Origin of the sequence: Solirubrobacter deserti, assembly GCF_027587175.1 — a bacterium.
Lineage (GTDB): Bacteria > Actinomycetota > Thermoleophilia > Solirubrobacterales > Solirubrobacteraceae > Solirubrobacter > Solirubrobacter deserti.
In genome coordinates, this window is the sequence record NZ_JAPCID010000016.1 from 35707 (window position 1) to 49740 (window position 14034).

Below are 14034 nucleotides of genomic sequence, written 5' to 3' on the forward strand. Positions count from 1 at the left end.
TCTAAGCCATGGTCCGTACGGCGCTCCTCACCCTCTGGCTGCTCGCCCTCAGCGCGCCCGTCGCGCTCGCCTATCCCGGCAAGGACGGCGGCGAGGGCACCTGGGGCCTCACCAACGACCGCGTGGTCACGATGGCCGGCTTCATCATCATCGCCGGCTTCCCCGTGATCATCACGATCCTCTCGATCGCGTACGACCGGCTGGAGAAGCGCCGCCTGCGCCGCCTGGCCGCCGAGAAGGCCCGCACCGCGCGGGCTGATGTTCGCGGCGGCTGGTGATCCACCCCGAGCGCCGTGGCGATGCGGCGGCGCTCATCACGATCGACCGACCGGAGCGCCACAACGCGGTCGACGTCCGCTTTACGCGCCTGTTCTCCCCCAAGCCGACGATCGCCGCGATCTCCGGCCACCGCCTGGCGGGCGGGATGGAGCTCGACTGCCGGCGCGGCCGCTTCCGTGCCCCGACGGCGGGGACAGGCCGTCTTTAGGTATTCGCTTCGCAGCGCCGCCGGGCTTCAACTGCCCCGGCGGCGGGGACAGGCCGTCTTTAGGTATTCGCTTCGCAGCGCCGCCGGGCTTCAACTGCCCCGGCGGCGGGGACAGGCCGTCTTTAGGTATTCGCTTCGCAGCGCCGCCGGGTTCGAAGCGAGGACCTAAAGACGGCCTGTCCCCGTTGGGCTCGTTGGCTCACAACGTGGTGCGCGGCGATGCGCGCAGAGAAAGTAGGCTCTGAGCCCGTTGAGCGGTCACGGAGGGAGAGAGCGTTGACGACCTACTTCGTCACGGGCGCCACCGGCTTCGTCGGTCGGCACCTCGTGGAGCGCCTGCTCGAGCGCGAAGGCGACATCCACGTACTCGTGCGCGAAGAGTCGCGCGACAAGCTCGCCACGCTCGTCGAGACCTGGGGCCAGGGGGACCGCATCAAGCCCGTCGTCGGTGACCTCACCCAGCCGGGGCTCGGGGTCGAGGTCGACCTCCCGAAGATCGACCACTTCTTCCACCTCGCCGCGATCTACGACATGGCCGCCGACGAGGAGCGCAACGCGGCCGTCAACGTGGGCGGCACGCAGCACGCGATCGAGCTCGCCAACCGGCTCGACGTCGGCCGGTTCCACCACGTGTCCTCGATCGCCGTCGCCGGCGTCTACGACGAGGGGACGTTCAACGAGGACATGTTCGACGAGGGGCAAAAGCTCCTGCACCCGTACCACCGGACCAAGTTCGAGTCCGAGCGCCTGGTGCGCGAGCGCGTCAAGGCGCCGCTGCGCATCTACCGCCCGTCGATCGTCGTCGGCAACTCCAGGACCGGCGAGATGGACAAGATCGACGGGCCGTACTACTTCTTCAAGGTGCTGCAGAAGGTCCGGCACGCGCTGCCGGAGTGGTTCCCGCTGATCAGCCTCGAATGGGGCTGGACGAACATCGTCCCGGTCGACTACGTCGCCGCCGCGATCGACCACATCGCGCACAAGGGCGAGCTGGAAGGCAACACGTTCCACATCGTCGACCCCAAGGGCCAGCGCGTCGGCGAGGTGCTCAACACGTTCGCCGAGGCCGGGCACGCGCCGCGCGCGGTCATGCGCATCGACCGCCGCGCGCTGCAGAACCTGCCCAAGGGCGTGATGTCGTTCGCGCTCAAGCTGCCGGCGCTCAAGCAGATCCGGCGCAACGTGCTCGCCGACCTCGGCATCCCGGACGAGGTCGTCGACTACATCGCGCTCACCTGCCGCTTCGACTCGCGCGACACCCAGCGCGCACTGCGCGACTCCACCATCACCGTCCCTTCGCTGCCGACCTACGCGCACAAGCTGTGGGACTACTGGGAGCGCGTCCTGGACCCCGACCTCTACAAGGACCACTCGTTCGAGGGCGCGGTCAACGGCAAGACGGTCGTCATCACCGGCGCGTCGTCGGGCATCGGCCGCGCCGCGGCGATCAAGATCGCGGCCGCGGGCGGCATCCCGATCCTCGTCGCGCGCACGCTGGAGAAGCTCGAGGAAGTAAAGAGCGAGATCGAGGCCGCGGGCGGCACGGCGTACGTCGCGCCGTGCGACCTCAGCGACTTCGACGCAATCGACGCGCTCGTGGAGAAGCTGCTCGGCGACCATCCCCGGATCGACATGCTGGTCAACAACGCGGGCCGCTCGATCCGTCGCTCGGTCGCGCTGTCCTACGACCGCTTCCACGACTACCAGCGCACGGTGCACCTGAACTATCTGAGCCCCGTGAAGCTGATGCTCGGGCTGCTCCCGCACATGCGCGAGCAGAAGGGCGGCCACATCGTCAACGTGTCCTCGATCGGCGTGCAGACCAACCCGCCGCGGTTCTCCGCCTACGTCGCCTCCAAGTCCGCGCTCGACGCATTCACGCGCGTGGTGTCCAGTGAGACGGTCGGCGACAACGTGACCTTCACGACGATCCACATGCCGCTCGTGCGCACGCCGATGATCGCGCCGACGAAGATGTACGACTCGTTCCCGACGATCTCGCCCGAGGAGGCCGCCGACCTCGTGTGCGAGGCGATCCGGGCCAAGCCGAAGCAGATCAACACCAAGCTCGGCACGTTCGGCGAGGTCGCGTACGCGCTGGCGCCGAAGGCCGTCGACCAGATCCTGCACCTCGCGTACCGCGTGTTCCCGGAGTCCACGGCGGCCAAGGGCGGCTCGGACGGGGACGACAAGGCGTCCGGCGAGGCGACCGCGCTGGCCTATCTCATGAAGGGCGTGCACTGGTAACCCTGCGCTCCGGCGGGCTCGAGGCCGACTTCGAGCCCGCGGCGGGGATGCACTGCCTGTCCCTGCGCCACGATGGCGAGGAGCTGCTGGCGGACGTGAGCGCCCATGTCCCGGACCGGCCGTGGGCGAGCGGGATCCCGCAGCTGCTGCCGTGGGCGAACCGGCTCGGCGGGTTCTCCTACACGTTCGACGGGACCACGGTGGAGCTGGCCGCGGACGACCTGTACCTCGAGGAGCACGACCTGCCGCTGCACGGCCTGCGCGCAGCGGTGACGGGCTGGGAGGTCCGTCATGCGAGCGGGACACGGCTGGTCGGCGGCCGCCGCTTCGCCGCTCGGGCGTTTCCGTTCGAGCACGACGTCGAGGTGGCCGCCGAGCTGCGCGCGGACACGCTCACGCTCTCGACGTCGCTCACCGCGGGGGAGCGGCCCGTGCCGATCACGTTCGGGCATCACCCGTTCTTCCGGCTCCCCGGGGTGCCGCGCGCGGAGTGGGAGCTCACGCTGCCCGTGGCCGAGCGCATCGCCGTCGACGCGCAGCTGATCCCGACGGGCGAGCGCGTCCCGGCCGGCGACCTGGACGGCCGTCTCGGCGACCGCACGTTCGACGACGGCTTCACCTACGCGGGCGGCCCGTTCGTGCTGGCGGGCGGCGGGCGCCGGATCGAGGTCGTGTTCGAGCAGGGCTACGGCTACGCCCAGGTGTTCGCGCCCGCCGTCGCCGACGTGGTGTGCTTCGAGCCGATGACCGCCCCCGCCGACGCGCTCCGCCACTCGCCGCCCGCTGTTGATGCGGGCGACACGTTCACCGCGCGCTTCAGCGTGAGCATCGTGAAAGCGTCAGACCGCTGACGGAATGTCAGGTAGACCCTGGCGAACCGGACCTACCGGTACTAACCGGCACGGAAGCTTGCAGGCTGGGTACTGGCTCTCGGCGACAATGGCACTCGCTACCGTGCTGGGCAGATCAGCGGTCGGCTTACGGGTTGGCGGGGGCCAAACCTGGAGCGGCCGCGTTTCTGAGGTTCAAGGAAAGGACGCTCTAGATGCGTAGGTCCGCACGGACCACCGGGGTCGCTTTGCTCGCGGTCCTCTCTATCGGACTTGCCGCGTGCGGCGGGGGCGACGGCGACAGCGGCGGAGACGCCAAGAAGACGGCGACGGAGAACACGCCGCCCAAGAACGCCAAGGTCGGCGGCAAGCTGACCGCCTTGTGGACCGGCGACGTCGACTTCATCGATTGCGGCCGCACCTACTTCCAGATGGGCTTGTTCATCTGCTCCGCGACGCAGAAGTCGCTGTACTCGTACAAGCCGGATGACCCGGTCAACATGGTGCCGGACCTCGCCGAGGGCGCGCCGGAGGTGTCCGAGGACGGCAAGACCGTCACGATCAAGATCAAGCAGGGCGTCAAGTACTCGCCGCCGTACAACGAAGAGGTCAAGGCGGCCGACGTCAAGTACGCGATCGAGCGCGGCTTCTTCAACTCCGTGGCCAACGGCTTCACCACGTCCTACTTCAGCGACCTCGAAGGCGCCAAGGTCGGCGTCGACTCGGGCACGACGATCAAGGGGATCACGACGCCCGACGACTACACGGTCGTCCTGAAGTTCAAGCGCCCCGTCGGTGGCGTGATGGCCGCGGGGGCGCTCGCGTACCCGGCGACCGCCCCGGTGCCGGAGAAGTACGCCAAGAAGTTCGACGCCGAGCCGCAGACGACCTACGGCGAGAACCAGCTGGCGACCGGCCCCTACATGATCAAGAACGACGCGTCCGGCAAGGCCATCGGCTATGACCCGGGCAAGCGCATCCAGCTGGTGCGCAACCCGAACTGGGACAAGTCGCTCGACTTCAGGCCGGCGTATCTCGACGAGATCGACAACCTTCAGGGCAACGACGACGCCGGCATCGCCATCCGCCGCATCGTCGACAACGAGGGCATGATCAGCGGCGACCTGACGGTTCCGCCGGAGAACGTCAAGCAGGCGCTCGACAACACGCCCGATCAGCTCAAGCTCGCGCCGCCGATCGGCGGCCGCTGGGTCTCGCTCAACACGACGATCAAGCCGTTCGACGACATCAACGTGCGCAAGGCGATCATCGCCGGCATGGATCGCAACGCGCTGGTGCTGACCCGCGGCGGCACGACGGTCGGCGACGTGGCGACGCACTTCCTCCCGCCCGGAACGGCCGGCTTCGACCAGGCCGGCGGCATGAAGGGCACCGGCGTGGACTTCATCTCGCCTGACGGCAAGCCGCTGCCGGAGGTGTCCGCGAAGTACTTCAAGGCCGCGGGCTACGCGTCCGGGAAGTACGAGGGCACCGAGAAGCTCCTGATGGTGGGCTCCAACGCCACCGTGCCGGCCAAGACCGCCGAGGTGGTCAAGGACAGCCTGGAGAAGATGGGCTTCCAGGTGACGATGCGTCTGGTCGCGCCGCAGACGATGTACACGCGCTATTGCAACGTGCCCAAGGCCGAAGTCGCCGTCTGCCCGAACGTCGGCTGGATCCGCGACTTCGCGGATGGTCAGACGATGCTCGCCCCGACCTTCGCCGGCAAGAACATCCTGCCGCAGGGCAACTCGAACTGGTCGGAGCTCGACGACCCGAAGATCAACGAGGCGATCGACAAGGCCGAGGTGGCTCCGGTCAAGGAGCGTGCGCAGCTGTGGGCTGAGGTCGACCGGATGGTCACCGAGAGCGCTGCCGCCATCCCGTGGATCTGGGACAAGCAGGCGCTGATCCAGTCGGCGAACGTCAACGGCGTCGTCGCGGAGTACAACTCCCAGTGGGACCTCGCCTTCACGTCGCTGAAGTAGTTTGCGTTCGGGTTAACCCGAGACTTTGCGGCCCCGCATCCCGCGGGGCCGCTTTGTTTAACCCCCGCATAGGGTCGGCTTCAGAGTCGCTTAGGGATGTGTCCGATGCTCCCCGCCATGCCCACCGCTTCGCCGCCGACCCCGGACGGACGCGAGCTCGGCGACGGCCTCGGAATCTTTCTCCAGCGCATCGCCCGCACGCGGCTCCTGACCCCCGCTGAAGAGCTCGAGCTCGCCCGCCGCATCGAGCGCGGCGACCTTGAAGCCAAGGACCGCATGATCGAAGCCAACCTGCGACTCGTCGTGCACCTCGCCAAGCGTTTCCAGCGCGAGGACTCCGGCATGACGTTGCTCGACCTGATCCAGGAAGGAACGATCGGGCTCGTGCGCGCCGTGGAGAAGTTCGACCACCGGCGCGGCTTCCGCTTCTCCACCTACGCGACGCTCTGGATCCGCCAGGCCATCGGCCGCGCCATGTCAGAGAAGGGCCGCACCGTGCGCCTGCCCGTGCACGTCGGCGACCGCGTCCGCAAGCTGCAGGCCGTCGAGCGCCGCCTGGCCATGTCGCTGGGCGCCACGCCGACGTCGGTCGAGCTGGCCGACGCCCTCGAGTGGACCGAGGCCGAGGTGGCCGACGTCCGCCGCATCGCCATGGCGCCGGTCTCGCTCGAGGCGCCCGTGGGCGACGACGGCGACGCCGAGCTCGGCCACCTGCTCGCCGACGAGGGCCCCACGCCCGAGGAGTCCGCCGCGGTCTCCCGCATGCACGCCGACCTCGGCACCGTGCTCGCTGGGCTGGGCGGCCTGGAGCGCCGCGTGCTCGAGCTGCGCTTCGGCCTCGGCGCCGAGGCCCCGCACACGCCCGGCCAGGCCGCGCGCGTGCTCGGCATCACCCCCCGCCGCGTGCGCTGCGCCGAGGACCGCGCGCTGCGCCACCTGCGTGCGTCGCCGGCCACCGGCGCGCTGCGCGACGCCGCCTGACCCGCTCCGAGGCGAACGAACGTCCCGCCCCTGCAGGGACGTTCGTTTCCGCGGCCCCGGGGTGCCGCCATCGCCCGCCGACAAGACGGCCGGTGGCGGCACCCCCGACCCGCGTCGCGCTCCGCGCGTCTCTCCGGCGCGTCCTGAGCGCGGCCACGCCATGATTCGCGCGTGGCCGGCCGCTACGCCCTGATCGCCGCACCCGCCGACGACGAGGACGCCACCGCGCTCGCCGGCCTGCTCGGCGATCCGCGCCGCGGCGGGTACACCGTGGAGCGGGCGCAGGACGGCGAGGCGGTCATGCGCTTTCTGGCCGCGCGCACGCCGACGGACGTCGTGCTCGTCCACACCGACCGCGTCCCCGTGGACCCCGAGGCACTCGCCGCCTGCCGCAGCACCCACGTGCTCGTGATCGCCGCCGGCCGCCGGCTCGCGCCCGAAGCGGGTCCGGGCCGCGCGGTCCTCGCCGGCGCGTCCACGCGCGCGATCGTGCGCGTGCTGCGCGACGGCAGGGCCGACGGGAACGCCGACGGGGACATCACCGCGCGCGAGCTCCACAACCGGCTCGCGCACACGATGACGCTCGACTTCCGCGACGAGCTCGAGACGCCGTTCGTGGTCACGCACACGCAACGCCACGCGCGGGCCCGCGAGCGCGAGCTGCGCCGCAACCGCCGCGAGCACCGGCAGGAGCTCAGCGTGCGGTCGCTGCGCGTCGCCGCGGCGGCCGGAGGCGTCGCGCTGCTGGGCTCGCTGCCGCTGATGTGGGTCTTCGGCGGCAGCGGCCTCGAGTACGCGTTCGCCGGCGACACGGCGTGGCCGTCGCGGATCGCCCCGCTGCTGTGCCTGCTCACGGCGCTCACCGGCTTGGGCTTCGCGGCCACCCGCCACGGCGACACGGCGCTGGCCGCGCTCGTGAGCGCGAGCGTGGGCGGCATCTACGGCCTCATGGACCGCTTCGCCGAGCCGGACCTCGGCCTGGGCGTGCTGATCGCCTTCCTGGCCCTCGCGCTGCTCGCGCTCAGCTCCCTGAGAGCGATCCTCAGACGCCTGGAGTACGTCGGAACCGCCGCGTTCGGCGCCGCGTGTCTCGGCTACCAGGTCGTCGGTCCGCGCAGCGTCGGCGTCATCGTGGTAGCCGTCTTCCTTCTCGCCGCCGGCCTCGTCGGCACCCGCAACGTATGAACCGCTACGCCTTGATCGCCGCTCCCGACGCGCAACCGCTCGCGCGTGCGCTCCGTGCCCGCGGCGGGTTCGAGGTGGAGCGCACGACCGACCCGGCGGCGATCGAGGCGTTCCTCGCTGCGCGGCGCAAGGACGACGTGGTGCTCGTCCACTTCGCCGGTGTCGCGGCCCCGGCGGGCTTCGCGCGCTGCCGCAGCCAGGCGTTGCTGGCCGTGTTGGGCGACGACGTCGAGCTGCGGCCGGCGGAGGGGCAGGCCGTCATCAGGGGCGTCCCGACCCGCGCGCTCACGGACGCGCTCACCGGCGCCGACCGCAACGGCAACGGGCGGATCAACGCCAACGAGCTGTTCCGCTTCCTGCACGACCACGCGCCTGAGGGGTCCGAGCCGGTGATGGACAACCGGCTGCGTGAGCCCTACCGCGTGGCCGACGTCCGTAGACGGCGGTGGCCGCATTGGCTCGACGTGACAGTCGGCGGCGCGTCCTCGCGCTGGTCGCGGCGATGTACCTGTTCGTGTTCACCGACATCAAGACGCGCGACGTGCACTTCAACCTCGCGATGGGGGCGATGGGTGCGCTGGTGGCGGCCTTCACGCTCGTCGGCCCGGGCTGGATCCCGATGCTGGCCGGGGCGGGCTCGATGGTGCTCCTGACCGGATTCGAGCTCGCCCGGCTGCACAACCTCAACGGCGCCGCCGAACGCGGCGGCGCCTGACGTTCACTCGCTCGAAGCGCTCGCCTCGGCCGCGGCCGAGGCGTGCGCGGCCATCAGCTCGCGCTGGACGTTGCGCTCCTCGCCGCCGTCCGGCGTGCGCCGCGTCCACTCGCCGTCCGTGCCGAGCTCCCACGAGTTCGTGTTGTCGGCGAAGCAGCGGTCCAACGTGTCCAGCAGCTCCGCGCGCAGCGACTCGTCGCGCACCGGCGTGAGGAGCTCGACGCGCGTGTCCAGGTTGCGTGGCATCAGGTCGGCCGAGCCGATGTAGACGAGCGGGTCGTCGGGACGGTCGAAGGCGAAGATGCGCGAGTGCTCGAGGAAGCGCCCGACGACCGAGACCACGCGGACGTTCTCCGACACGCCCGGGACGCCCGGCTTCAGACAGCAGATGCCGCGCACGTTGATCTCGACCTCGACGCCGGCCTGCGAGGCGCGATACAGCGCCCGGATGCTCTCCTTGTCCACGAGCGAGTTCATCTTCAGGCGGATTCGGCAGGCCTGGCCCTCGGCGTGCGCGGCGATCGTCTTGTCGACCTCGTCGATGAAGCCCTGGCGCATGTGCGCTGGCGCGACGAGCACCTTGCGGTAGCCGCGCGGCCGGGCGAACCCGGTCAGGAAGTTGAACATGTCGGCGACGTCGTTGCCGAGCTGCTCGTCGCACGTGAACAGGCCGAAGTCCGTGTACAGGCGCGCGGTCTTGGCGTTGTAGTTGCCGGTGCCGACGTGCAGGTAGTGGCGCACGCCGTCGCCCTCGCGGCGCACCACGAGGATGCACTTGGCGTGCGTCTTGAGGGCGGGAAGGCCGTAGACGACGTGCACGCCCGCCTCTTCCAGCGCGCGGCCCCACTGGATGTTCGCGCGCTCGTCGAAACGCGCCTTGACCTCCACGAGGCACACGGCCTGCTTGCCACGCTCGGCGGCGCGGATCAGCGCCGGCACCAGCGGCGAGTCGTCGCTCGTCCGGTACACCGTCTGCTTGATCGCGAGCACTTCCGGGTCGTTGACGGCCTGCTCGACGAAGCGCTCGACCGAGCTCACGAACGAGTCGTACGGATGGTGCAGGAGGATGTCGCGCTTGCGCATCGCGCCCAGCACGTCCGGCTGCTCGTCCTCGTCGGGCTGCAGCAGCGGCTGCGTGACGGGCGACCACGGCGGGTCGCGCAGCTCGCTGAAGCCGGGCAGGCCGACGATCGCCCACAGGTCCTTGAGGTCGAGCAGCGAGTCGACCTCGAACACGTCCTCGGGCTCGACCTCCAGCGCCCGCGTGATCTGCTCGCGGATCGGCGCGCTCATGCCCGCCGAGACCTCCACGCGCACGGTCTCGCCGAAGCGCCGGGCGCGCAACTCCTCCTCGACGGCCTGCAGCAGGTCGTCGGCCTCGTCGGACACCGTGAAGTCGGCGTCGCGCGTGACCCGGAAGACGGCGTGGTCGAGGATCTCCATGCCCGGGAAGAGCACGTCGAGGTTCTCGGCGATCAGCTCCTCGAGCGTCACGAACGTGCGCCCGTCGACCGGCACGAAGCGGGGCAGCATCTCCTTGGGCACCTTCACGCGGGCGAACGTCTCGACCTCGGTGACGGGGTCGCGCACGATCACGCCGAGCGACAGCGACAGGTTGGAGATGTACGGGAACGGCCGCCCGAGCCCGACCGCCAGCGGCGTCAGGACCGGGAAGATCTGGCGCCGGAAGCGCTCGTCCAGGGTCCGGCGCTCGCGGCTCTGGATCTCGTCGTAGCCGACGATGCGGATGCCGTGCTCGGCCAGCGCGGGCCGCAGCTCGCGGTGCAGGCAGCGCGACTGGCGCTGCGTGTGCTCGCGCACCAGCCTCCGGATGGCGTCGAGCGTCTCACTCGGCGTGCGCCCGTCCTGCAGCGGCTTCTGGATGCCGGCCTCGATCTGGTCGTGCAGACCGGCGACGCGGACCATGAAGAACTCGTCCAGGTTGGAGGAGACGATCGCGAGGAACTTCAGGCGCTCGAGCAGCGGGACGCTGGGGTCCTCGGCGAGCTGCAGCACGCGATCGTTGAACTCCATCCACGAGGTCTCGCGATTGAAGTAGAGGCCCGGATCCTTGAGATCCGGGGCAGGCGGTGTCGCAGGCGGACTGGTGACGTCGGTCACATCGGGCATCATCGCACCCGGCGTCCGGGATCAGTGAATGAGTTGTTACATCCCTGCCAGATCAAGCAACACACCTTCTCGTAGGCCGCCGCGGGCGATGTGGAGCGGCTGTCCGAGCAGGCGGCCGGCGGCCTCCAGCGCGAGCAGGCCCGCCGGCATCAGCCGTACCCGCTGGGGATCGAGCGCGAACCGCGCGGCCACGTCCACGGCCGGCCCGCGCGTGAGCTCGCCGAGCGCCGCCGCGAGGCTCTCGCGGCCGAGCACATCGCCCACCAGCCGCCGCAACGAGGCGGCGCTGCCGCCCACCGCGACCGCGACGTCGACCGGCGGCGGCACGGTCGTGGCCAGCATCTGCGCCGCGTGGTAGCGGACCTCGTCGAGCTGGTCGGGAGAAGGCGGGTCGTCGCCGAGGTAGGCGTCGGCGAGAAAGCCGGAGCCGAAGGCGAACGAGCGCCACCACTCCACGCCGCCGTCGACCGTCCCGACCGCGATCTCGGTCGAGCCGCCGCCCACGTCGACGACCGCGACGCGCCCTTCGAGCCGCTCCGGCAGCGTCTTCGTCGCCCCTAGGAACGCGAGCCGCGCCTCCTCCTCGCCGTCGAGCACCGCCACGTCCACGCCGCCGTACTCGCGCATCGCGCGGCAGAACTCCTCACGGTTGGCCGCGACGCGGATGCAGGCGGTGGCCACCGCGCGAATCGATTGCGCGCCAGCTTGCTCGGCGAGCGAGACCTGCTCGGCCACCACCCCGGCGTTCTCGGCGATCCGGGCCGCCGGAATCGCACCACCGGGCGCGAGCCCGCGGCCCAGCCGGGTGAACGCGCGCCGCTGTAATAGCTCTGTCAGGCGGCCGTCGCGGGCGTCCGCAACCAGCACGCGGGTGGTGTTCGTGCCGATATCTATGCAGCCGCAAACCATGGAAACGCCCGCGATGTTGCCATGATGGGAACGATGACGAGCGGCGTCCCCGCGATCGAGGTCACTGGACTGAGCAAGGCGTACGGCTCGCTGGCGGCGTTGCGAGGAGTCGATTTCACCGTGGCGCGCGGCGAGGTGTTCGGGCTGCTCGGGCCCAACGGGGCGGGCAAGACGTCGTGCGTCGAGGTGCTCGAGGGCTACCGCGACCGTGACTCCGGCGAGGTCCGCGTGCTCGGCTTGGACCCGAAGGATCGCGCGTTGCGCGCCCGGGTCGGCATCGTCCTTCAGAGCTGCGGCACCTATCCGCACCTGACCGTCCGCGAGACGGTCGCGCACTGGGCGGGCATGTACCCGCGCCCGCGGCAGGTGAGCGAGGTGCTCGCGCTCGCCGGCCTCGACGACTGCGCCGACCGTCGCGCGCGGACGTTGAGCGGCGGCCAGGCGCGCCGGCTGGACTTCGCGCTCGCGCTGGTGGGCGACCCGGAGCTGATCTTCCTCGACGAGCCCACCACCGGCTTCGACCCGGCCGCCCGCCGCGCGGCCTGGGACGTCATCCGCGCGCTGCGCGACCTCGGCAAGACCGTCGTGCTCACCACGCACTACCTGGACGAGGCGCAGGCGCTGGCCGACCGCGTCGCGATCCTGCAGGACGGGTTGATCCTGGCCGAGGGCCCGCCGGACCAGCTCGGCGCCTCCCGCTACCGCGTCGCCTGGCGCGCGAGCGACGGCACGCTGGAAGAGCGCTTCACCGAGGACCCGACGGCGCTGCTGCACGAGCTGACCGCCGACGCGCTCGCCCGCGGCGAGACGCTCGAAGACCTGAGCGTCACCCGCCCGTCACTGGAGGACGTCTACCTGGAGCTCACGGAGGCCGTCGCGTGACCGCAGCCGTGCCCTGGTGGGGCGCGGCGTGGCGGCAGTTCCGGCTCGAGCGCCGGATGTTCTGGCGCAATCCGTCCGCGGCGTTCTTCGGCGTCCTGCTGCCGCTCGGGCTGCTCGCGATCTTCGGCGCCGTGTTCGCGGGGCGTGACGAGGACCTGGACGTGATCGTGCCCGGCATCGCCGGCATGAGCGTGATGTCGGCGACGTTCACGTCGCTCGCCTACAACCTCACGACGCTGCGCGAGCGCGGCATCCTCAAGCGCCTGCGCGGGACGCCGATGCCAACTTCGGCCTACCTCGCCGGCCTCGCCGGCAACGCGGTCGCCAACGCCGCACTGCAGCTCGTGATCGTCATTCTCGCCGGACACTTCATCCTCGGCGTCGAGTGGCCGCGGGACTGGGGCTCGATGCTGACCTTCGCGGCCGCGGGCGTCGTCTGCTTCACGTTCCTCGGCGTGGCGCTCGCGCACGCGATCCCGAACCCGGAGTCCGCACCCGCGTACGTCAACGCGGTCTTTCTGCCGCAGATCCTGATCGCGGGCGTGTTCTACGACGCCGACGAGGCGCCCCAGATCGTCCGCGACATCGCGCAGGCGCTTCCCCTCACCCATCTGGTCGAAGGGCTCTCGGGCGCGATGATCGACGGCGAGAGCGTCGCCACCAACGCCGTCTCACTACTCATCCTGGGCTTGTGGGGCCTCGCCGGCGCCGTCCTGGCGGTGCGCGGCTTCTCGTGGGAAGCCCGCCGCGATCAGTGAATGTTGCACGCGGTCCGGCCGACGCGATAGGGTCACCGTACGAACAACCCGTCCAAGGAGAGGGATGGCGGCCTTATCGGGCTGGAAGCAGTTGGTCGTCGCGCTCGCGATCGCGGGCGTCCTCATGGTCATCATCCGTCTTGCCGGCGTGCCCGGAGCGTGGGCTCCGTTGGTGATCGGCGGCGCGCTCGGGCTGATGACGGCAGTGGTGGCCGGAGCACCCGGCCGCGACGAGAGCTGATTGCGGCCCGCTGCGGCGGGCCGTTAGCCTTCGTTGTATGCCCGAGGCACAGATCTCGCCGGTGGCGAATCGCCTCGGCGCCGCTGCACTCACGCTGAGCGACAGCATCCGCGACGCGACCGAGGCCGCGACCGGCATGGCCGGCGGGCTGCCGGCGGCCCTGGTTTCGCTGCACGAGTGGGCGGACGGGCGCTCGGTCGACGTGCTGGCCGGCGCGCTGCGCGTCACCCACTCGCGCGCGGTGCGGGTGGTCGACCAGCTGGAGGCGTCCGGGCTGGCGCGGCGGGAGCCCGACCCCGCGGACGGGCGCCGCGCGCTCGTGCGGATCTCGCCCGCCGGCCGGGAAGTGGCCGAGCGGGCGCTCGCGGCGCGCGCCGAGCTGCTCGAGCGGGTCGTGGCCGACGTGGACAAGCGCGCGCTGGACCGGGTGCTCGACGCGATCTTGCACGCCACCACGACCGAGGTCGCCGCCGCGGCGCGCACGTGCCGCCTCTGTGATGCGCGGGCCTGCGGGCACGAGGAGCGCCGCTGCCCGGTCACGCGCGCCGCGGACCGCTACCGCTAGGGAATCCGCGAAGCGATTCCCCAGCCGAAGTGGCCACGCGCCGGCGAAGCCGGCCGCGGCCACGTGGCGCCGTGGTGCGCGACAATGGTGACATGCGTCACCAACCGGCTCCCGGG

The 14034-nt window shown here is 70.9% G+C and carries 14 protein-coding genes; 12 read left to right on the forward strand and 2 right to left on the reverse strand.

Annotated features, from left to right (window positions below):
* Positions 1 to 8 precede the first annotated feature (8 nt).
* The 8 genes from OJ962_RS13190 to OJ962_RS13225 all read left to right on the forward strand — a co-directional run bounded on the left by OJ962_RS13190 (position 9) and on the right by OJ962_RS13225 (position 8433).
* Positions 9 to 278: a hypothetical protein gene (locus OJ962_RS13190; protein ID WP_202958467.1), complete on the forward strand. Its 270-nt coding sequence runs from the start codon at positions 9 to 11 to the stop codon at positions 276 to 278.
* Positions 275 to 487, forward strand: coding sequence for a hypothetical protein (locus tag OJ962_RS13195; protein WP_202958468.1), 213 nt, complete (start codon positions 275 to 277; stop codon positions 485 to 487). The genes OJ962_RS13190 and OJ962_RS13195 overlap by 4 nt, the downstream gene beginning before the upstream one ends.
* Positions 488 to 763: 276 nt before the next feature.
* Entirely contained in the window at positions 764 to 2734 is a 1971-nt protein-coding gene (locus tag OJ962_RS13200) for an SDR family oxidoreductase (RefSeq protein WP_238932663.1), read from the forward strand.
* A 47-nt stretch (positions 2735 to 2781) separates the two neighbouring features.
* Positions 2782 to 3585 (forward strand): aldose 1-epimerase, encoded by an 804-nt coding sequence (locus tag OJ962_RS13205; RefSeq protein WP_202958561.1) that lies wholly within the window; start codon positions 2782 to 2784, stop codon positions 3583 to 3585.
* Positions 3586 to 3779: 194 nt separating this feature from the next.
* Positions 3780 to 5552: an ABC transporter substrate-binding protein gene (locus OJ962_RS13210; protein ID WP_202958470.1), complete on the forward strand. Its 1773-nt coding sequence runs from the start codon at positions 3780 to 3782 to the stop codon at positions 5550 to 5552.
* Between the two features lie 117 nt (positions 5553 to 5669).
* Positions 5670 to 6533: a sigma-70 family RNA polymerase sigma factor gene (locus OJ962_RS13215; protein WP_202958471.1), complete on the forward strand. Its 864-nt coding sequence runs from the start codon at positions 5670 to 5672 to the stop codon at positions 6531 to 6533.
* A gap of 171 nt (positions 6534 to 6704) precedes the next feature.
* Complete coding sequence (locus OJ962_RS13220; protein WP_202958472.1) at positions 6705 to 7718, forward strand: hypothetical protein; 1014 nt, start codon at positions 6705 to 6707, stop codon at positions 7716 to 7718.
* A 454-nt stretch (positions 7719 to 8172) separates the two neighbouring features.
* The gene (locus OJ962_RS13225; protein ID WP_202958474.1) at positions 8173 to 8433 is read left to right on the forward strand and encodes a hypothetical protein; all 261 of its coding nucleotides are present in this window, start codon (positions 8173 to 8175) and stop codon (positions 8431 to 8433) included.
* A gap of 3 nt (positions 8434 to 8436) precedes the next feature.
* Here the strand turns inward: OJ962_RS13225 and ppk1 are convergent, their stop codons facing one another.
* The gene (gene ppk1, locus OJ962_RS13230) at positions 8437 to 10563 is read right to left on the reverse strand and encodes a polyphosphate kinase 1 (RefSeq protein WP_255526319.1); all 2127 of its coding nucleotides are present in this window, start codon (positions 10561 to 10563) and stop codon (positions 8437 to 8439) included.
* 36 nt (positions 10564 to 10599) lie between these two features.
* The gene (locus tag OJ962_RS13235) at positions 10600 to 11430 is read right to left on the reverse strand and encodes a Ppx/GppA phosphatase family protein (RefSeq protein ID WP_202958476.1); all 831 of its coding nucleotides are present in this window, start codon (positions 11428 to 11430) and stop codon (positions 10600 to 10602) included.
* Between the two features lie 75 nt (positions 11431 to 11505).
* Between OJ962_RS13235 and OJ962_RS13240 the strand changes: the two genes are divergently transcribed.
* The 4 genes from OJ962_RS13240 (at position 11506) to OJ962_RS13255 (ending at position 13918) form a co-directional block, all read left to right on the forward strand.
* On the forward strand, positions 11506 to 12354 hold the full coding sequence (locus tag OJ962_RS13240) for an ABC transporter ATP-binding protein (protein ID WP_202958477.1): 849 nt from the start codon (positions 11506 to 11508) through the stop codon (positions 12352 to 12354).
* On the forward strand, positions 12351 to 13112 hold the full coding sequence (locus tag OJ962_RS13245) for an ABC transporter permease (protein WP_202958478.1): 762 nt from the start codon (positions 12351 to 12353) through the stop codon (positions 13110 to 13112). Before OJ962_RS13240 ends, OJ962_RS13245 begins: the two co-directional genes overlap by 4 nt.
* A 64-nt stretch (positions 13113 to 13176) precedes the next feature.
* Positions 13177 to 13353 (forward strand): hypothetical protein, encoded by a 177-nt coding sequence (locus OJ962_RS13250; protein ID WP_202958479.1) that lies wholly within the window; start codon positions 13177 to 13179, stop codon positions 13351 to 13353.
* A 37-nt stretch (positions 13354 to 13390) separates the two neighbouring features.
* A complete protein-coding gene (locus OJ962_RS13255) occupies positions 13391 to 13918 on the forward strand; it encodes a MarR family winged helix-turn-helix transcriptional regulator (RefSeq protein WP_202958480.1) in 528 nt (175 codons plus the stop codon).
* The last annotated feature ends 116 nt before the right edge of the window (positions 13919 to 14034 follow it).